This window comes from Chryseobacterium viscerum (genome assembly GCF_002899945.2).
GTDB classification, from domain to species: domain Bacteria; phylum Bacteroidota; class Bacteroidia; order Flavobacteriales; family Weeksellaceae; genus Chryseobacterium; species Chryseobacterium viscerum.
Window position 1 is genome coordinate 133849 of the sequence record NZ_PPEG02000001.1, and the last position, 20316, is coordinate 154164.

The 20316-nt window shown below is 33.8% G+C and carries 17 protein-coding genes and 3 tRNA genes; 8 read left to right on the forward strand and 12 right to left on the reverse strand.

What is annotated here, in order from left to right; translation table 11 throughout:
* Positions 1 to 5: 5 nt before the first annotated feature.
* From C1634_RS00680 to C1634_RS00725, 10 genes are all read right to left on the reverse strand, one after another.
* The gene (locus C1634_RS00680) at positions 6 to 587 is read right to left on the reverse strand and encodes a hypothetical protein (protein ID WP_103232456.1); all 582 of its coding nucleotides are present in this window, start codon (positions 585 to 587) and stop codon (positions 6 to 8) included.
* A gap of 236 nt (positions 588 to 823) precedes the next feature.
* A complete protein-coding gene (locus tag C1634_RS00685; protein ID WP_103232455.1) occupies positions 824 to 1168 on the reverse strand; it encodes a hypothetical protein in 345 nt (114 codons plus the stop codon).
* 19 nt (positions 1169 to 1187) lie between these two features.
* On the reverse strand, positions 1188 to 3362 hold the full coding sequence (locus C1634_RS25855; RefSeq protein ID WP_165835243.1) for an EndoU domain-containing protein: 2175 nt from the start codon (positions 3360 to 3362) through the stop codon (positions 1188 to 1190).
* A 71-nt stretch (positions 3363 to 3433) separates the two neighbouring features.
* Positions 3434 to 3772 (reverse strand): hypothetical protein, encoded by a 339-nt coding sequence (locus tag C1634_RS00695; RefSeq protein ID WP_103234609.1) that lies wholly within the window; start codon positions 3770 to 3772, stop codon positions 3434 to 3436.
* Positions 3769 to 5007, reverse strand: coding sequence for a hypothetical protein (locus C1634_RS00700; protein ID WP_109737768.1), 1239 nt, complete (start codon positions 5005 to 5007; stop codon positions 3769 to 3771). Before C1634_RS00700 ends, C1634_RS00695 begins: the two co-directional genes overlap by 4 nt.
* 390 nt (positions 5008 to 5397) lie before the next feature.
* Positions 5398 to 6387, reverse strand: coding sequence for a hypothetical protein (locus C1634_RS00705; protein WP_123921338.1), 990 nt, complete (start codon positions 6385 to 6387; stop codon positions 5398 to 5400).
* 217 nt (positions 6388 to 6604) lie between these two features.
* Entirely contained in the window at positions 6605 to 6913 is a 309-nt protein-coding gene (locus tag C1634_RS00710; RefSeq protein WP_103234612.1) for a helix-turn-helix transcriptional regulator, read from the reverse strand.
* A 14-nt stretch (positions 6914 to 6927) separates the two neighbouring features.
* Positions 6928 to 7995: a tyrosine-type recombinase/integrase gene (locus tag C1634_RS00715; RefSeq protein ID WP_103234613.1), complete on the reverse strand. Its 1068-nt coding sequence runs from the start codon at positions 7993 to 7995 to the stop codon at positions 6928 to 6930.
* A 370-nt stretch (positions 7996 to 8365) separates the two neighbouring features.
* Positions 8366 to 9478 (reverse strand): site-specific integrase, encoded by a 1113-nt coding sequence (locus C1634_RS00720; protein ID WP_109737769.1) that lies wholly within the window; start codon positions 9476 to 9478, stop codon positions 8366 to 8368.
* Positions 9479 to 10066: 588 nt separating this feature from the next.
* Positions 10067 to 10999: a helix-turn-helix transcriptional regulator gene (locus C1634_RS00725; RefSeq protein ID WP_109737770.1), complete on the reverse strand. Its 933-nt coding sequence runs from the start codon at positions 10997 to 10999 to the stop codon at positions 10067 to 10069.
* Positions 11000 to 11219: 220 nt separating this feature from the next.
* Between C1634_RS00725 and C1634_RS00730 the strand changes: the two genes are divergently transcribed.
* The 8 genes from C1634_RS00730 (at position 11220) to C1634_RS00765 (ending at position 16633) form a co-directional block, all read left to right on the forward strand.
* Positions 11220 to 12548, forward strand: a complete 1329-nt coding sequence (locus tag C1634_RS00730; protein WP_103235337.1) for a hypothetical protein — start codon at positions 11220 to 11222, stop codon at positions 12546 to 12548.
* Between the two features lie 961 nt (positions 12549 to 13509).
* Positions 13510 to 13830, forward strand: coding sequence for a hypothetical protein (locus C1634_RS00735; RefSeq protein ID WP_109737771.1), 321 nt, complete (start codon positions 13510 to 13512; stop codon positions 13828 to 13830).
* Positions 13831 to 13896: 66 nt separating this feature from the next.
* Entirely contained in the window at positions 13897 to 14151 is a 255-nt protein-coding gene (gene rpsT, locus C1634_RS00740; RefSeq protein WP_103235339.1) for a 30S ribosomal protein S20, read from the forward strand.
* A 10-nt stretch (positions 14152 to 14161) separates the two neighbouring features.
* Positions 14162 to 14233: transfer RNA gene (locus C1634_RS00745), tRNA-Glu, on the forward strand.
* An 85-nt stretch (positions 14234 to 14318) separates the two neighbouring features.
* Positions 14319 to 14390: transfer RNA gene (locus C1634_RS00750), tRNA-Glu, on the forward strand.
* Positions 14391 to 14456: 66 nt separating this feature from the next.
* A tRNA-Glu gene (locus C1634_RS00755) sits at positions 14457 to 14528 on the forward strand.
* A gap of 318 nt (positions 14529 to 14846) precedes the next feature.
* The gene (locus C1634_RS00760) at positions 14847 to 15620 is read left to right on the forward strand and encodes a T9SS type A sorting domain-containing protein (RefSeq protein WP_103233386.1); all 774 of its coding nucleotides are present in this window, start codon (positions 14847 to 14849) and stop codon (positions 15618 to 15620) included.
* A 224-nt stretch (positions 15621 to 15844) separates the two neighbouring features.
* Positions 15845 to 16633 carry a T9SS type A sorting domain-containing protein gene (locus tag C1634_RS00765; RefSeq protein WP_103233385.1) on the forward strand — a complete coding sequence of 263 codons (789 nt, stop codon included), beginning with the start codon at positions 15845 to 15847 and terminating at the stop codon, positions 16631 to 16633.
* 190 nt (positions 16634 to 16823) lie between these two features.
* Here the strand turns inward: C1634_RS00765 and C1634_RS00770 are convergent, their stop codons facing one another.
* Complete coding sequence (locus C1634_RS00770) at positions 16824 to 19082, reverse strand: T9SS type A sorting domain-containing protein (RefSeq protein ID WP_109737772.1); 2259 nt, start codon at positions 19080 to 19082, stop codon at positions 16824 to 16826.
* A 36-nt stretch (positions 19083 to 19118) separates the two neighbouring features.
* The gene (locus C1634_RS00775; protein ID WP_103233383.1) at positions 19119 to 20312 is read right to left on the reverse strand and encodes a cell surface protein; all 1194 of its coding nucleotides are present in this window, start codon (positions 20310 to 20312) and stop codon (positions 19119 to 19121) included.
* Positions 20313 to 20316 lie beyond the last annotated feature (4 nt).

Here is a 20316-nt window from a genome sequence, read left to right on the forward strand (position 1 = left end):
TTTTTTTAATTTGATATATATCTGTCAAGATTTGACAAATACCTATTTATCAATCCTATATCTATTTTTGTCTCAAATTGATCTTCATCTGAAACAACTGTATACGTTACTGTTCTTACCAAAAACCTTATCGCTTCCTTAATATCTTCGTCGCCCAGCTGTGAAAAAAAATCTTGGTAAGCATTGTAAGGAATATAATAGGCATTTTTACTTTCAACATGATAAATCCAAAACCTTTCTTTTAAAACAGCAATTAATTTTTCTACTCCTTCTTTAAAAAAATTAAATAGCTCATAAAATAATATGTGATTAAATTCAAAGTGTAGCCTATACCCCCCATCAACTTTTGCCGCCAAATATTTATCTATATATTGACCTCCATAAAGAGCAAAAAATTGGTTTTCTGGATTTAAAGCTTGTGAAACTTTTTTTTGTTCATATTCAAGAAGCGTTTCTTGAAAAGAATCTAATTTTTCATCAGTAAAAAATTCATTGTAATTATCAAAATCTCGATGTCTAAATGATAAATCCTGCTCATTTAATCTTCTGTACAATCTAATTTTTTCTTTTGCTTGTAATAAATTCATTGTTGAAATTTTTATGGTTATTAATTTTTTAAATATACAAGTTAAAATTGATTCTAAAAATTTTCCATTTCATCAAGCACTTCCATTAATCTCGTTCTTCAAAATTTCAAAGCTTTTAACCTATTTAATTTACCATAAATAAACATTGTTTTGAGCATATATATTCATACCTTTGATTAAGACAGTCTCTTTATGTTAAGAGTAAACTAAAAATTACTTGTTATTATTCAAATTTATCAACTATTTTCTTCAACAAATTTTTTAAAATCCTGCAAAAATTTAATGAACTCATCATGATTCAAATCTAAATCCTGTTTTTTAGACTTTTCTCCTGCTCTTTGCTTCATTAGATCTACAAAGAAAACCCCATATTTATTGCTTCGGAAGAAAACATCCTCGTTTTGCCAGTCAAAGGATTCATCAGAATCTTTGTTTTTGCTTTGTTCCACACCGTCAATTAAACTTTGAATTTTTTGTGGTGTCCAATTCCAACTACCAAAGTGGTTTATAGTACTTTCTTCACTCTGAATAGAGTGTAAGATTGTGTCTCCCCACATATCTTTTTTAAATGTATATTTCATTTTGTATAATATTTTTATTTTACAGCAGTGGATATGCATTCATAATATTTCCTGCATCATCAACCTCAATTAATATGTCAAACCTACCTGAAGAGTCTTTGAACTTATATTGTTTAAATTTTTTGCCCAATGAGGCTGGATTTACTCCTTGTCCTTTAACTACGGTATTTTCATACACATATGCTATTTCCTCCTGTATTCTTTTAACGTCCCAATTTTTAGGGAACATAGAAGATTCTGCATTTTTTACTAAATAACCATCTTTGTATTTTATACTGATTTTAGCCTTAAAAGGAACATCATCTGCCAATTGTGCCATAGAATAAACTCCTTCAGGGTCTAATATTTTCTCTACGTCTATTGCTCCGTTGAAGATTCCCGAACCTCTGTGTCCTCCTTGGGAAACTAAAACTTCATCTGTGTATTTGAAACCCGAAGGCAGGTTTTTTATAAAAAGTTCAGTATTAAACTCTCCTTCAAGATGATTGAAAAAACCTTTGTCAAATTTACTGAGCCATCTTCCAAAAGCCAATTTACGCAAACCTTCCACATCATCTGTTAATTCGTAAAATTTTTTCTTCAAATAATGAGCTAAATTCCCACTTTTTACTGCTTCTACTAACTCTAAAAATTCCTTTTTTAACCATTTCCAAAGGTCTGCCAATGAATTACCAATTTTCTTACCTATGTTTTTAGAAAAATTTATCGCTTTTCCTAATTTTGCTGATTTTTGAGATACTCTACTAATTTTACCTGCTGCCTGTGCTATCTTCTCAGAGATTTTTCCAGCAAGAGATGCGCCTCCTGTAAAATATGCAATAATAGCATCCAAAATAAGTTCAAAAGCAATAGCACCTACAAAGTATGCCCAAAAATAGTCATTAAGTTCTGAAAATTTCTTTTTTAGCATGTCAGTAAATTGTGAAATTTCTTTCCAAATTTTACCTGTGCTAAAAATATTTTTAATTCCACTAAGAAACTCTTTTGAATTTTCAGCAAATAAATCTACAAAATCTTCAATAAACTCTAACTTTTCTTGATGTTTTGTAAGTTCTACAGGGCTTAATTTCTCCATATTTAAAAAAGGAAGATTGTCAGTAATCATGGCTAATAACATAATTACTGTTTGAGCCAATGAGATAAGACCATTAAGTAATCCACATAAAAAAGCATTGATTTTTGCTATTTCCTGATTGATTTTTTCTCCTATAAACGCTCCAATCCCAGAAATGACATCTAAAACATCCGTAAAGAATGATTTGAGTTTATTATATACATTTTTAATGCTTTCAGGGATATTAACTTCTATGAAATTCTTTAAATAGAAGACTACAGCAAAGAAAATATCGTCCGCTATTGTTGGGGTTGCTTTAACAACAGTTGAAACTATTGCTAGGGAAATTTCATCAAAATAATCTACAAAGTCTTTGAGCTTGTTAAATCCTTCACTTGCTATTTCAGAAGCATTCTGCATAGTTTTGTATTCTCTGGCAGAAATAGGAACAGGAATGATAGGCTTATATTTTGCTTCTTGTTTTTGAAATCCGCTTGTACCTACTTTATTTTGATAAGTACTGTACATCGGTAATACAAAATACTTCTCGTAATCATAATTTTCTTCCGTGAATTTCCAATTTTCAACAGTTTCAATACCTCCTCTAAGCCAATCAGCCAATTGATTATTTAAAGAAAATACCTTTTTAAAGGCTTCATTCAATTTGGTTTGTTCTGCAATTTCCAAATAGATGGCACCCTTTAAAAGAGTTTCGTTTATCTTTTTATCATCTGCAAGCTCTCTAACAAGATTATCAAACCCACTTACTGTTATTGATTCTGTTGGAGTTACATATGTGGTATTTTGATTATTACTATAAATTCTGTTAAAGAAGTTTTTGGCATCTTTTCCCATTTTTACCCGACAGGCAGTACCAAAAAAGTTACTTTTTTTAGGGTCATCTTCTTCATAGAAAACTTTAAATTGTTTCTCTTCTACCTCCTCTTTTTCGTATCTATCAAACACTTCAACACCACTCTTACATAGTATGAAAGTATATTTTATGCGATCTGTTTCTTTAGTTTCGGGGATTTTATCGAAATCTTCGGGAGGAACAACAAATGTTTCAAAAAACACACTGTTTTTTCCATAAGGACTGTCGAGATTCCTACTCAGAACGTAATCTAATCTTTGTATCATATCATTTGAATTTATTATGAGCCAAATGTAGATTCGGGTAACGACAGAACTTGACGTATTACATTTTAATTTTATTTCAATTTTGTTTTTCCAAACTTCAAGCCCACCAATCTGTTTGATTTGTCATAAATAAACACACTGTTTTGAGCAGATACATTCATACCTTTGTTGAATTTGAAATCTTCTGAAAACAAGTCCTCGATAAACAAAAGTTCACAATCAAAATAAACGCTGTCTAATTCCTGACCGTTTTCAGAAAAAGGTGAGATTTTGCTGAGTTCAAGATTCTGAACCTCCACCTTGTTTTCAAGTATTCCTTTCAAATCATAATCTACCTGCTCTATTGTTGTTCTTTTGGAGCAGGAAAACAGGAGGAGGATAGTTGTTGATATTACAGCAGTCTTTTTCATTCTTCCTCAAAGTTTATTCGTACAATTTTCTGTGATTTCACATTTTCCTCACTGGTTTTGTTGACTACCAAATAAATTCCTTGTTTCTGCATTTTCGGACTTAGCTCTTTGTATAAGTCAGAACATTTATCAAGTGTATCTCTCATAACAAAGTCTTTTGAGGTTGATGTATTATTGAGTTTGTAATCAATATCAACGTAGAATCTTGGATTGGTAACTTTTCTCAAATTCCCCTCTCCGTCTGAATAATACAACTGTTGAACAAATGAAAAGGGTTGTTTGAAATAGGAAATACTCACTATTTTTGCATCAATCATCCAATCACCGTGAGGTATTGTATTTCCGTCATAGTAAACCCCTTGCTCACCTTTGAAATATTTTGGTGCTGGTATTCCTGATACTCCTCGTTTGTTTCTGATGATGAGAGTATCTTTGACAGTGTAAGGCAAACCTTTGTCTAAAAACACCTGCACTACATATTCTTTCGGGATTGTTCCGTCTGGATATGATATGTTGTTTTGAGGTTGATTAGCGGTATTTGATTGTTCTTTTGTCTGGGATGACTTGTCTTTTTCAATTGATTCTAAATAACCAAACAAAGGAAAATCCTGAATATTCGTCTCAGAATCAAATCCTGATTCTTCAACAGCGTAGGATTCTGTAATTTTGCTCGTTTTTATGTTGAAATTTTCCTGTTTTACCAATCCTCCGTCCTTAGAATAGTATTCAACTGTTTTTTCAGGGAATTGCTGTCTTCCTGACATTTGCCTTTCAATAACAAGAAGTTTTTCTTTTCCTGTTTTCCAATAGCACTGACCATAATAAATTGTTCCGCCATAATCTGCATAGCTCCATTTGGTTGTTCCCATTGGGGTAGGAAGCTTGAAATAAATGTTATTTTTCCCAAAATCATGTTCCTCTCCACCCATGTCCCCAAAAGCTCCGTCTTTTGTTCTAATCAATGAAATTTCATCATTCCCGATCTCAAAGAGCTTAGCACTGGGGTCTGAGTTCATGAATCCGATTTCAAGGGTTGTTCCGACAAGCTGATTTGAAATTTTGAAGTAGTTGATCCTGAAAAAGTCTTCTGAATTTGTTTTGGATTTCAGAGAAAGAAAATTGTTTTTGGCTGGAAAAATCCATTGTTCCAGCTTTTCTGTTTCTTGTCCCTTTACGCCTTGACAAAAGACCGTCAAAGTCAATAAAAGGAAGAAAAAACCATAATTGTTTTTCATATTGTTACTGTTTTAATCTTCAATGATATGATGAAGTCTATCGTAAAACAGCTTTTCTGGAAAAAAAGAAAAGCAAGTGGTTATCACATGCTTTTAGTCTTGAAGGCTCGGCAAAGCCCATACTACATAAAAACAGGATAAGCCACTTGCCATATAGACAAGTGCGCTGAAACTGTTTGCATTTTGTAGTATTTAGAATTTTGCCGATTCTCAAGACAAAAGCAAAAGTTTTACACTTTTATTTTTCGATAAAATTTGAATTGCAAAGATAGAAATTTTTCTAATTTCTTTCTCTGTTTCGTTTCAACAAAGAGAATTTCAAGGATTTGACATTTTTTCTTTGATTCTCTTTGATTTCTTTTAAAAAGCACAAAGTAGGTCAACAACGACCTACTTGACTAATTTTTCAACAGATTTCTTCTTCATTCTGAAAATCTGTTTTAAGCCTTCAACATAGGCAACTTTCACTTTGTGGCTCAGTTCCTTGGTATGTTGTTCAAATTCAAAGCTGAAATTATCCAACATTGCATCTTTAAACAACGCAAGTCTTTTTGATTTATCACTCGAATAAAGACATTTTTTCTTCACTCCTTGTTTCATCAAAAAATCCAATCGTTCCCAGCCCATTGTCTGTACTATATATCTTCGCATAAATTTGTCAAATCCTGGCAAACCTTTCAATCTTTCTGGATAGATCAGCAAAGCCTCTTTTTCAATATCAAAGTATGTATTATACCATAGCCTCAAAATATGCTTGCAGGTTTCTTCCTCAAACAAATCGTAAATTCTAACATCTTTTATACCCACAATCTCAGAAATTCTTGATTGCATCTGTATTTCAATTCGCATCAAGTGTTTTTCATCAGTTAAAAAACTCAAATCATCATCAATTAGCTTCTCCCTGCTTCTAAATTCAGATAGTTTGTCATACAAAAGATAATTAATCCCAACACTATTTCCCTGATACCGAAGTGTTGTTTCTCTGGCAGTATTTCGCTGAAAAAATTCCAAACGTTGCAACTCAGGAAAATAATCAACAACTTCCTGATTCAAGCCAATATTTACTCCAATATCAAGCCTAATAATTTTTCCATTCTCCAATGGTACACCCAATTCATAGGAAAGCAAATCAATGGCTTTTCTAAAATTTCTCCAATCAAAATTTTCAACATTATTTTTCTGCCAATATTTGGCAATACTTCCTTCAACAACTATTTTCCTCTCATTAACCCAAATTGCCATATTTTTTATGAAACCATCAGGTTTAAAACCAATTCTGTGGAACTTCTCAAAAGGTTCAAGTTTCGATTTGATTTCATCCACATTCCAGCCCTCTTTCGTATATGAGGGCAACAAAATAAATTTCACTGTGTCTGTCATTTTTTTTGCCACTTGTATTAATACCTATCTATCTTTCTTTTATCAGAAATTTAGTACGCTTTTTATCTATTTTCACTCAAAAAGTGAGGTCTGAAAATTTTTTCAGAGAATTTCAAAAACTGAAATTCTGATTTCAGAAAGGAGATAGGTCAGATTATTTAAAAATTCTTGTGTTTTGAAAAACCCAACTTTTGTTTTGAAGTTGGGTTGCCCTTTTCTATTTCCGTTTGATCCGTTGATTTATTAAAGTAGCCTCAGTCTCAATTTCATCATTAGTTGGTATTTTGATCTGAGTAAGCCAATCGTTGATTTCTTCCCTTTTGAAAAATATACTTTTCCCTCCAGGGGTTTTGTAGTGCGGAATGGCTCTCCTGCTTGTCAGTTTGTAGAGGTAGGATTTTTCAAACCCTGTGTACAAAGCAACCTCGTCAATATTGAGGATTTCCTTTTTCAAAAGCATCAGATTTCTGATTTCAACTAAAATATCATAAAATTTGTTGTTGGTAGGTTGTTCTGGTTGTTTCATTGTATATTATTGTATTATTTAAACATTGAGCGAAGACTTTTGACAGCTTTTGATTTTGCGTTTTCTGCCACTCTTATATAGATTTCCGTTTCTTTCAGGCTTTTGTGACCCAACAGCTTGGAAATCGTGGTGATATTTTGATTCTGGTAATTTAAAAGTGTAGCAAAGGTATGCCTTGAACAGTGCCAAGTGATATGTTTATTGATTCCTGCCTTTGCAACCCACTCCCTCAAAACTTTCAGACAGGTGGTACTGGTCGGCAGTTGAAAAACAAGCTTGTCATTGTTCTGTCTTTTGGAGATTTCCAAAAGTCTGACAGCATCTTGGTGAAGATCCATTGTTAAGCGTTCTTTGGTTTTGATTTGAACAAGGTCTAAGGTATTATTTTTTATGCTATTCCATGTCAATGCCTGAACATCACAAAAACGAATACCTGTATAACAGCAGAACAGAAAGGCTGTTTTGATTTCTTCATTTCGGCATTCTGTTTCCAATAGGGCTTTCACCTCTTCAAATACCAAAGTTTCTTTTTCTTTTGATTTACCTTTGCTGTTGACAATTTCAGCCATGGGATTTGTCCTGAAATACTTAGCAATAGTTGCCTCTTTGATGACTCTTTTCAGCTTTTTGAAATAGTTGTAGGCAGAAACACCCGATAGTTCCAGATCAAGATAATCTTTGAACCCCAACAAGAACTCCTCGTCAATATCAGAGCAAGGGAGCTTGTTTCTTCCAACATAGCGCTTGAATTTTTTTAGCATTGCTAAGTAGGTTCTCTTTTCAGAAGGTTGAACTTTTCTCTCTATGAAATCTTCAAGGTATTCAAAAAAATCTTTGTTCCATTGAAAACCTTTCCCTATCATATTGATAGCATACAGCTCATCAATTTCCATTTGTGCTTTCATTTTATCTGCCAATTGAAGCTTTGCTTTTATCTCCTGACGCTCTTGTGCTGTCCTTGGATTGGCAGGAAAGGTGATCCCAGGTCTGAATTTCTTTCTTATGCCGTTCATGTTGAAGTCAAATTCAATCATGTACCTCTTCTTGTCTTTTGATAAGATTTTTCTATACTTTACTGACATAATGTTGTCCTTTTTTGTAAAATTTATAATTCATTTTGTGTAAGCTTACATTTAGGATAACTTCGATGTCGTTTCTTGGAGGGGTTATTTCAACTGAATTCTTGATTTTTTTTAAAACTTTAACTATTTTGGAGGTTTTTTAGCCAATAATTAACTAACTTTAACAATCAAAAAACATCGTGAAAACTTCACAAAAATATACACCAAGGAACAAGGTCGAACAAAAGAAACAAAAGTCAAGAAAAAAATTTAATTGATTGACAAAGAGAAAATTTGATTGCAAAATTCTGTGATCAACAAAAATTGAATAGCTCCAAAGAGATTGCAAGTCTTAATCAAAAGCACCTTCCTGAAAGATCATGGGAATTTGTTATTTCCCATTGATTCTGCTTTGCTTGTTCGCTCGATTGGTGTTGTTTATGAATATGTCTGGCAGCTTATTAATCGCATTGGTTTTTGACAATTCAGCGGTACGGACATAAATTTGTGTTTGTTTCAGGTCTTTATGTCCGAGCAGTGATGAAACGGTATTGATACCAACTTCTTCAAAAACCAATGAGGTTGCAAAAGTATGTCTTGAACAGTGCCAAGTGATGTGCTTGTCAATTTCTGCATCGGATGTCCATTTCTTAAGGATTTTCAAACAGCCTGTATGTGTAGGCAGGTTAAAAACCAACGAGTCTCCTGATTTTTTCCGGTTTCCCAATAAATCGACCGCATTGGGGTGGAGAGGCATTACAAGTTTTTCTTTAGTTTTTATCTGAACTATTGTTAAAACATTATCTCTGCTAATGTTACTCCAAACAAGAGCTTTTACATCGCAAAATCTAAGTCCCGACAAGCAACTGAAAAGAAAGGCTCTTTTTACGTTGTCATTGGAGCATTGGGTATCTGATAATGAGATGGTTTCTTCTAGTGTCAAAACATCTTTTTCAGCAGAAATTCCTTTGATGTTTTTTAAGTGCTGGCAAGGATCAGCCTTGAAATGCTTGGCAATGGTTGCTTCTTTGATAATTCTTTTCAGCTTTTTGAAATAGTTGAATGGGGTACTTCCATTTAATGTTGAATTGAGATAATCTTTAAAGGAGATCAAAAATTCTTCATTAATTTCTGAACAATGCAGCTTTTTCCTTTTATTGAATGTCTTAAGCTTTTCAACCATTGCATTGTAAGTACGCATTTCGCAATGAGGTGCTTTCCTTACTATAAATTCCTTGCAATATTCAAAGAAGTCTTTGTTGCACTGAAAACCTTTGTCAAGCATATTGGTTGCATACAACTCATCAACCTCCAATCTTGCCCTCATCCTGTCTGCCAATTGGCGCTTTTCTTTTCTTTCCTGACGTTCTGCTGCTGTCCTTGGACTTTCGACATAGGTGATCTTAGGTCTGAACATTCTTCTTTTGCCGTTGAGGTTTAAATCAAATTCAAGAGTCACTCTCTTGTTGTCTTTCAATTTAATTTCACGATAACTTACTGACATAATGTAATTTTTTAATTATTTATTTCTTTTTTGTAAGTTTACACTTCAATAATATGTAAGCCTTACAGTTTATATAACTTCCCTGTTGATTCGAGACTCCCGATTTTTGCCTGTTTTGGGCTACTTTACATAAAATTTAACTTTTGTTAACATTTTCAGTTTTTTCGCACGAGGAAATGTTAAAGCTCTTTAACATAGATTTCTTTAACATTTATTAACCTTTGAAGGTATTGGATTTTCTTGTGGAAAAATAAGTTCACGAAAAGTTCACGGCACATCTACGAAACTTCGACAAAACGTGTATGGGGAGAGTATCAAATAAAAGAAGTGAAAATCAAAAAACTTTTGTTATATTTGCCAACTCAAAATTATTTGAACAAAGAAAACTAGCCTATTATTTAACCTATAGGCTACAACCCATAAAAAAGGACTTTTCAACAAGTCCTTTTTTTTATGCCTTAATATTACCTTTAAACAAATAGGAAAACAGCTGCATGACTTGGTCAATCTTAGCAAGCTTTTAATAAATCCTATAGAGAAGAAAGCAATAATTTCATCCTCAAACTATAGAAATTGAAATAGTTACATCTATAGTTTAATAATCCAGATATTAAGATCTTCAGTACTTGAGATATTTAATTTTTTTCTTAATCTATTTTTCTTTCTATTGATTGCTGCGATAGTTGAATTGGTAGAAACAGCGATTTCTTTTGTGGAAAAATTTAGTTTTAACATAGCGCACACTTCAAGTTCTGATGCGATAAGTTTAGGATTGATTGCTAATAGCTTTTTAATAAAATCCGAAAAAAAATAATTAAACTCAGTCATAAATCCATCATTGCTTTTTTTAGATTTTGAAATAAAATCTTGCAACTGATCTACATTCATACTCTCTTTTTGTAGTGGATTATTTGCATCAATATTAGTCTTTATTATATTATCTTTTCTATTGATAAAATATATATTTAATATTATAAAAAGCAGAGAATATATACTAGTAATATCACCCAGGTTCTCATGAAAATCGGCTGTATATCTTTTATTGTAAAATAATCTGAAATCGGTAATATGATTTACTATAATGAGGAAAAAAACTAATGAAAAAATTAATGTGACATAATAAATATCTTTTTTAAAGTCAAATAAAAAAGATGTTGCTAATAAATAGGGAATAAAATATAATTCCAGAATAAAGCCAGTGCCATAAAAAGATGAGTTGAAAAAAATCTCAAATATATTAGCTAATATATAAAGGAACTTTACAAAAGTATTAAATCTCAAATTGGTAAACACAAAATAGCTTCCAAAAAGGATCATAAATCCAATCACGTTAAAGAAAAAATTATAACCTGGCGTCCATATTAAAAATGCTAAAATTAATAGAGGAATTGTAATGGTAATAAAAAATATATAAATATTAATTAATTTATTTTTCTCTTTTTCAATTATACCTTGAGTTTCATCAATTCCAATGTTGAAAATCTTATCTTCCAGCTTATTTATAATTTCTATTCCTTTCATGTAATTCATTGATATATTACAAATATAAGAAAGATATCCATACTTATCCAGCATCTTTTTGAGCTTATTGGATAAATGTGGATATTAAAATATCACACACATCTTCTTATTTATAGATAAATTTGAACCATACATAAAAGTGTGAAATTATGAAAAAAAAAATTATTCCCTCGCAAGAAGAAACCTCATTATTGTATTTATTATGTCTCTAAATTCAATAATGGCTCAAGTAGGCATTAATACCCAAACCCCAGATCCTTCTGCTGTTTTGGATATCGTTTCTGTACAAAAAGGATTACTCCCTCCCAGAATGCTCAATGCTCAAAAAAATGCAATTCCGAGTCCCGCTGCCGGATTAGTTATTTATTGTACCGACTGTACAAACTGTAATACATCCGGAGGAGAGCTCCAGGTTTATACAGGGTCGGGACCATCACAAGGATGGAAATGTTTATCGAGTACTACCGGCACCAGTTTTACAACGGATTGTACGAATACAACGCTTAATGGAACATTAAGCGCCGGAGATCCACCGACTGCAACGATAACAATGACCGTGAATGTCAGCTCTATAGGACCTTATAATATTGCATCCAGTGTTACGGATGGGGTACAATTTGTGGGAAATGGTGATTTTACATCTACCGGCATACAAACGGTTATACTTTCTCCATTAGGAACTCCTACTGATGCAGGAAGCTATACTTGGTCGATTACTTCCGGAGGATCTACCTGTCTGGTAAGCACAACGGTACAACAAGCAAAATCAGCACGAATTGTAAAAGTCCTTTCATTGACTGGGGGCTATAATTTGGGAACAGTAGGAGGAGGATGGTTTAATAACCTGGTCAACAGCAATGCCTCTGAATTTGGTTCGGGTGGGGTCGTTAAATTGGCGAATGTGCAATTTGATGCGGTTGCTTATAATACCATAAACCAATCGAATTTAGCAACTACATTTTCTCAATATGACATTGTTTATTTTTCAGGAGTAGGAGCAGCCTCTGCAAATGTATGGAATGATGCTACCGAAAATGCTCTCGTTTCATATATGGCAACGCACAAGTCTGTTATTATTATGGAGGGAGATGATTATAATGTCAATTATGATTGGGTAACAATATTATCCAAAATTAGCGTAACAGCAGTTAATGCTGGATATTCAGGATTTATGTATTGGGATTCTCCACTGACAAATTTTCAAAATTCTCCAATTAAAGGAACATTTGGCAATGTGACTGGTTTAGGATACTCTAACCCTAATGGTCAGGCCTGGTCAGTAACAACCGCTCGTACGGATCTTGCTTTTCTACGCTCTTCAACTGCTGGAAATCCTATTGTAGGCTTTTGGGATCCGACAAATTATTTATTTTATTCCGGTGATGACGATGGATTAGGTCAGGCTAGTATTTCCTGTAGTAATACAAGTCCAAAATCAACAACCAATTGTACGGGAGGTGCATATACATTAAGAGGCACAAGATGGTTTGCTAACTTAGTGGCATTTGCTGTAAACAGTGTCCCAGCTAAAGCTTATATTACGGACTAAATAAAATTTAATACATACAAATAAAATTAAAGAATACAATTTTTGATAAATCAAAAATTGTATTCTTTAATTTATAGGATCCAGAAGAAAACAAACTCCATGATTATAAAATAATATATTGATTTCCAAAATATTCTATAGCCTTTGAGATTTTTTAATAGGTATAGAGCAACATAGGATATTTCTTAATGCAAATTCAAATTTTTAATAGCTAAAGAAAGAAATTCATAAGAAGGACACAGCTAGTATAAAATCTAATCTGTGTAATAGAATTACGGAAAACTGGAATTATTTTAACGGAAACTTTATGAAGGAATTATTTATAACCTTTGTACCCTAATGATATATACTTTATTTCTGATATTTGATCAGCCATTTATATAAAGTAATTTTAGGAATTCCTTACTCCTCAATCACTTGACTTTTTGTTTTTATTTATTTTTGAATTTGTACTATACTAAAAGTAATCAACTCTTTAGTAAACATATTTTTACGAAATTGCGGAAGTTCTGTTGCTGTCTTTAAATTAAAATTATTTGAAGATAGTTAAGAATATAAAATTAAGTGGTGAGAATATAATCTAAAAAATTATACTTTAATAATTCGGACCATCGTAAAAAAAATTCACTATCTAATCCTTGTGGACTTATACACTGGATCAGTTAAAGTTTTTTTATCGGCTATTTTCTACTCTCCTTTCCTTTCAAAATCATTTTAAATAGGATTGTTTTTAGGTAATCTGATAAAACAATTAAATGTATGCAGTTATAGCATACTGACAATCTGAGAATTACTATTATGGATAATGAAAATATCCTTCTATTTACTTTATATATTACAAAAGTATTATATTTGCAAAAATTTCAGCCATAATTGGTCACACAAATATGGTCACACTGATGAAAAACAATATTGATAAATCATTGTCTGTAGTTTTCTACAGGCTATCAAATTTTATATCATGCCGGATTTAAAAATTCAAGAAGCGAAATTGCTTTTTAAGAAAATCCACTCTAACCCAAAAAGTTATGATTTACAAATCAATGAAGGCGGGATTACAGGCAAAGATGATAAAATCAGTTTCAGACTTTATAGGACTGGAGAAAGGATTGCTTTTGAAGTAACAATTGACGGACTTACTTTCACCAATACCACTGGAGAATGGAATAATGCACTGATCATGCTAGGAAATACGATCAAAAAAATAGAGAAAGAACAAGAAAATTTAAAAATAGAACAAGCAATAAATAAGCTTAGAAAATACCTATCAGAAGAAAATTAAAAATTTTCAAAATAAATTTGGTAGTTTAAAAAAAAGTTTATAGTTTTGCACTCACATTTAAACGATATGGCAAATCATAAATCAGCGTTAAAAAGAATCAGACAAAACGAAACTAAAAGACTTCGTAACAGATATTACCACAAGACTGCTAGAACAGCATTGAAAGCCTTAAGAGGTGAAGAAAACAAAGCTGTTGCTACAGAGCAACTACCAAAAGTTATCGCTTTATTGGATAAATTAGCTAAGAAAAATATTATCCACAAAAACAAAGCGGCTAACTTGAAGAGTAAATTAACAAAGCACGTTAATAAATTAGCGTAAAAGTATAGCTGGCCCGTTCGTCTATCGGTTAGGACCTCAGATTTTCATTCTGGTAAGAGGGGTTCAATTCCCCTACGGGCTACTTCAATTTAAAAAACCACTGTATAACATCAGTGGTTTTTTAAACACAAAGTAGAAAAGCTATTCTTTACAACAAAAATCTAACCGGCCCGTTCGTCTATCGGTTAGGACCTCAGATTTTCATTCTGGTAAGAGGGGTTCGATTCCCCTACGGGCTACAAGATTAAGAGTTGATACTTATAAAAACAAAAACTAACACGTTATTTCGGTAACGGAAGATAGAGGGCCCGTTCGTCTATCGGTTAGGACCTCAGATTTTCATTCTGGTAAGAGGGGTTCGATTCCCCTACGGGCTACAAAAAGACTTTTTCGAAAGTCTTTTTTTCGTTTCTATATAGTAAGACTCTATTACAAGTAAACCCGATTCAAAAAGATCCACCTCTTTAGGCCATCATTATATTGATTTTCCAAGCTACACTACAGCGAGATCAAAGTAATACTATTTCCCTTCACTTAAAATTCCCCATCAATCAAGGACCATGTTATTTCTACTCCTAATTGTGAAGCTATATTAATTTTCATTAAAAATATCACCAATAATAGAAATATTATGTTCTACTTTTCACATTAATCCCTAAATTTGGATAAAACTATTCATTCTAAAAATAAATAACATGAAATTTAATTTACTTTTGAGAAACCCATTCTCTTTTAAAGCCGGATTAACAGCTTTATTTTTATTTTCTGCCAGCACATTATCTTTTGCGCAGAATAGAATTTATGCACACGCTCAAAGCTCTGGTGTATTTGGAGTAGCATGCCTTGGCTGTCGTGTAGACAATCCTCAGAATGCAATCGGAAGCAACGAAGATGACTATTCAACAATGGTATTGGGTACAGTATTATTAGGAGGAATCCAGCAAACCCTGGCTTTTCCTGATTTAAGATCGGACACCAGACTGGTTGTGGGAATCGGAACAGACAACATCCCTTTATCTGTACAATTATTAAGTGGAGTAACTCTTGAGACCATGAATGGGGGAACTTCCAATGATGACCGCAGAACTGTTGATGTAAGCCTTCTTAAACTGGGAGCAACCCCTAACAGAGGTACGGTAGAGTTCAAACCAACAAAACCTTATGACGGAATTAGAGTTGGCTTAACTGGAGGTGTATTAAGTCTTGGTGGCGGTTTCAGAATTTATTATGCTTACCAAGATCCATTGATCAATATCATGGCTCACAGCCAAAACGGACAGGTAACTCTTGGCGGAAATGTTTCTGTGGAAGGTTCTGAAATTACATTGTTCAATACTTCCGGGAAAGAAGTATTCCGTTCTACACTAAAATCAAATACATTTGAGCCCAGACAGTCTGAAGGCGTTTATATTATGAACGTACAAACAAAAGAAGGAAAAACGTATTCAAGAAAAATTTTGATCAAATAATTAAATAAGAGATAAACACAATACGGCAAACTTGAAAAGTTTGCCGTATTTTTTTTGCATCCATTTTCAGAGGAATACAAAGAAACATTCATTAAATAAAAATAAATTCATAATCATAAATATCAACAAATTATTAACAAATCACACAAATATGAAATAAAATAAGCAACATAATCATTTTATTTATAAATTTACGAAAAGCTAAAACCCAAAATTTTCTATATATGAAAACTTATTTATTACTTAGCCAACGCACAATGAAAGCTGCTGTTCTGGCATCATTATTATTCCTAACAGGCACCATGTCTTTTGCACAGATTGTAAAAACATATGCAAGCAGTCAAACCAATCAGGTACTGGGAGTATGCCTGGGCTGTGGAGTATTAAACCCTCAAAATGCAGTAGGAAGTAACGAAACCGACTACTCTACCATACAGGTTTCAGTGGGTCTTCTGGCAAGAACAGAACAGACCTTGATCTTCCCTACTTCTAATATCGCTAACAACACCAATAAACTTGTGATTGGAATTGGCTCAAACGGAACTCCATTATCTGCTCAGGTATTGGGAGGTGTATCTATTGAAACATTTAACGGAGATGTTTCCAACAACGATTACCAGAGTCTTGGTTCTACTCTAATCAAACTTGGAGACTCAGATCCAAGCAAAGCTGAAATCGAACTTACGATGAATATTCCTTTTGACCGTGTTAAAATAAACGTGAATTCAGGATTATTGAATATTGGTGGTGAGCTTAGAGTGTACTATTCTTACCAATACAAAGATCCATTTATCAATTTCAAGGCTCACAGCCAAAACGGGTTGTTTACTCTTGACAAAAATATTTCTGCAGAAGGTTCAGAGGTTTCTTTAACCAATACTTCAGGAAAAGAAGTATTCCGTTCTAAGCTGACCTCAAACACGTTTGAAACTAAACAGCCACAAGGAGTATATATTATGAACTTTACCACAAAAGAAGGTAAGTCATATTCTAAAAAGGTGATCATCAAATAAAAAAGATCCATAACAAATCGAACCCGGCAAGCTTTTCAAGCTTGCCGGGTTTTTTATATCTCTGATGTTTCGCGATCTTATCAGTGTAAGGTTACTTTTATCATTTATATTGTCTTTTTAACTTAATAAAAACCCCAACCAAAAAAAATGGTTGGGGTTATATTGATAAGATTAGCTATCTAAAGTATTCTTAATTTTTAATCAGTTTTTGCTGATATACTGCTTTATCTGTAACAGCTTTCAAAATGTAAATACCTTTTGGAAGTGCACTTACATTGATCTGTCCGTTGTTCAGCTGTGCATTAACGGCTCTACCTGAAGCATCATAGATAGAAACATTCTGGATTTTCTCCTGTGTTTTAATCGTAAGAATATCAGTAACCGGATTAGGGTAAATACTGAACTCAAGTTTCTTCACCTCAGCAGTAGCCAATGTTGAAGCTGTACTGTTTACTGTAATTGTTTTCTCAACCAATTTACCATTCGAGTTGAAGCTGATGACAATATCAGATGTTCCCGAAGTAATTGGCGTAAGAACTAATTCGTCATTATTATTAATAGCTACAGAAACTACTGTAGGATTGCTGTTCGATTTGATAGATTTTACAACAGATACTGCCATGTTATCTGCATCAGAAACTATTGACTTCAGGTCAATTGCTGTAGTATTTCCAGCGGTAACCTGTGAAGGCAAAACGTTACTCACCACAGGAACTGAATTATTGGTAAACACTGTCAATGAAGGGAACCAATAGTAATCATTCAGAGTTTTGGTATTGATAAGAGCTCCGGTCATATCATAAGTATGAATCCAGTTTTTCTGATAGTGTGCTCCGTATCCGCTTTCTGTTGTATTCAGAACCAATTCTCCTGTAATAGGATTTACACGAAGAGCTGCACCGTAAGGGATCTGCTTAAATTGTCCTGTCTGTCCTGGAATTGCAGCAAAGTTTTCGTTAAATGTTTTCGTCGTTACATCAAATCTTACAATCTGTGTTCCTGAACTCCAGCTGCTTATTGAGTTGATCCAGTATAAAGCGTTTTCTTTATTACTTGCTGAAAATTTACCTGCATTCCATGCTCCCCAATCACCGATATATTTAGTAGTTGGAATATTGTAGATCTGTGTAGCAAAAGTGGTAGGATTGATGTTAATCAGTTTTTGATCCTGAATTCCCCACACACTTCCGTCTTTAGCCTGAGCCACTGAATAGAAACCTCCGGCAATTGTACTCACTACTGTATCTGTATTAGGATCGATTACTAGAATCCCCGCCCCTTGTTTCACTGCAAATACATATTGTGAAGTACGGATCATATTTCCGATCTGTCCGGTTCCACCTGTTCCGCTGATCAGGGTACCTACCTGTAAATTATCAATATTGAAAAGAACAATTCCTGTAGAAGTTCCAATGTATCCTTTATGTTCATTCACACCTACAAAAGATCTACCGTCACCTCCTCCAATATTGTTGAATCCAGCAATTTTCTGCATTGTCTGAGCATTAGCAACCACCAGTCTTCCTCCCGGAGTATACTGAGTATCTCCTCCATCAGCAGCCTGTTTTGATATGAAATAGAATTTACCTCCGTAGATCGTTCCATACTGTGTAGTTGCTCCGAAGGCCTGGTTATTGTTGGCGTTACTGTACACACGGTAATTGATCTGGCCGTTATTGTCAATGAAATTCACAGAACCGTTGGTATGACCAAACCATTCTTCATTCACCATGAAATATCCATTGGTAAAGTTGGTAGAAGCTACATATGGCGAAACCGGTGTGATGGTGGAAGAAATAGGAGTTTCATTAAATCCTACATTAAAATTCCAAACATCCCATGAACCGTTTTCCAATGCACGTGAGGAAGCTCCTACGCTGGAATATCCAAAATCGGCATCTGCTGGATTCTTCACCCAATATGCCCAATATCCATTCACTGTCCAGCCAGATTGCCAGTGATCATTGGCAGCATCCACAATGGTATAGCTGTCAAAATCATAGGCAGTGGTATTCACAAAACCATTTACCGGATACAACGGATAAGTGATATTTCCACTTTTGATCAATGCATTGGTATTTTGCCCGTTCAGGTCAAAACCTATTCCTCCAATTGCTGAACCGAACTGTGTTCCCTGATACAGAAGAGTAAATAATCTGTGATCTGCTTTAGCAATAGCTTTCAGCATATCTTCACCCGTAGCATTTCCATCCCATTTGAATCCCCAAACCATCGCATCAGGATTCTTACCATCATTCCACTGTACTACAAAAGCAGCCTGGTTTGCTCCAGACCCCACCCAATACTGGATGTCAGAAAAACTGATCGTAGTAGTATTAAGCTTGCTAATCCCGGAAATATCATTTCGCGGTACACCTTGAACTTTTATCTGTGCATTCGATACGCATGCAAACAGAAAAAGCATCATAAAAAGATAAAACTTTTTCATTCTTTATTAATTTAAATAGATTGTATTATTGAATCGTTATTTGAAATGTAAATCATAAGCTCCAGCAACTTCTGTAGAAACTTCACCCAGCCAGCCTGCTTCCTGATTGACTCCTGTATATATTTTCATAAAATCAACACCCGGAAGTTTCACATATTTCCCACTTCTGTCTACTGCCCAGGAAATATCAATATTGGAAGCTTCATCATTATTCGGAGCATTATCTGCATATCCGAAATCATATGATTTTCCTACCCAATAGGATCCATTCCCGCTCTGATCATAAAAATTGTTTGCCAGCCTGGTTCCTGAAAAACTGTAAGAAGGATCTGTAAACCATAGAGGATAATAACTTTGTACGTGAAAAGTATTTTTTGTTTTAAAACCCTGATTTCCCAGATTATCATTCCATTTGATATATTCTACATCGGTCTGCCAGAATTCAGTTCCGGGTACAGGAGTTTTATTTTCATCTGGTTTATGATAGGTAATGCTGTACTCTTTTACGGTTGTATTTTTGAAGTATTCACTGCCTGCAATTTCGTACCACTCATCGTTATCAGGTTTTCCATTTTTGTTTCTATCGTAGGCAACCATAATAATTCCCGGCTCACAGGATCCTGAGCGCTGATCACTGGCATCACTTCCAAAGAATGCATTTCCCAGTATTTTAAAATCTCGTCCATTCAGGTTCGGAATCGTGTGATCAAATCCGAAAACAACATATCCGCCATATCCGCCAAGAGTGATCATGGTAGAATTACCCCCTACCAATGATTCGTTTGCTTTCTGAAGCATATTTGCGGTTGTATATCCTGGTAAGTATTCCGGGATTTCGTTCATGAACTGTCCTACAGCAGGACGGAATTCCAATACTTTAGCGATATATTTACTGTAAGGTGTTTTTTCTTTGGTAACGATGATTTTGGAATGATAAACCTGCTCGTTTCCTTTATTGTTAATTTTTAAAGTCAAAGGATAAGCATCTGCCTTCGGACTGATAAATTCAAGTTCTGAATTTTGAGAAATAATAGAATCATTAATACTCCATGTGACAGCTCCTGAAGCATTGGTAGGAATGCTCAACACTCTAAGACGTTCAATGGAATAGGAATCATCAAGGCCGTTAAATGTAAACTCATCTTCATCATCATGTTTACAGGCTATCACACCTACCAGGAAGCATGATAAAACTCCGATTTTTAAATAAGTAAAGGTATTTCTGTTCATTTCT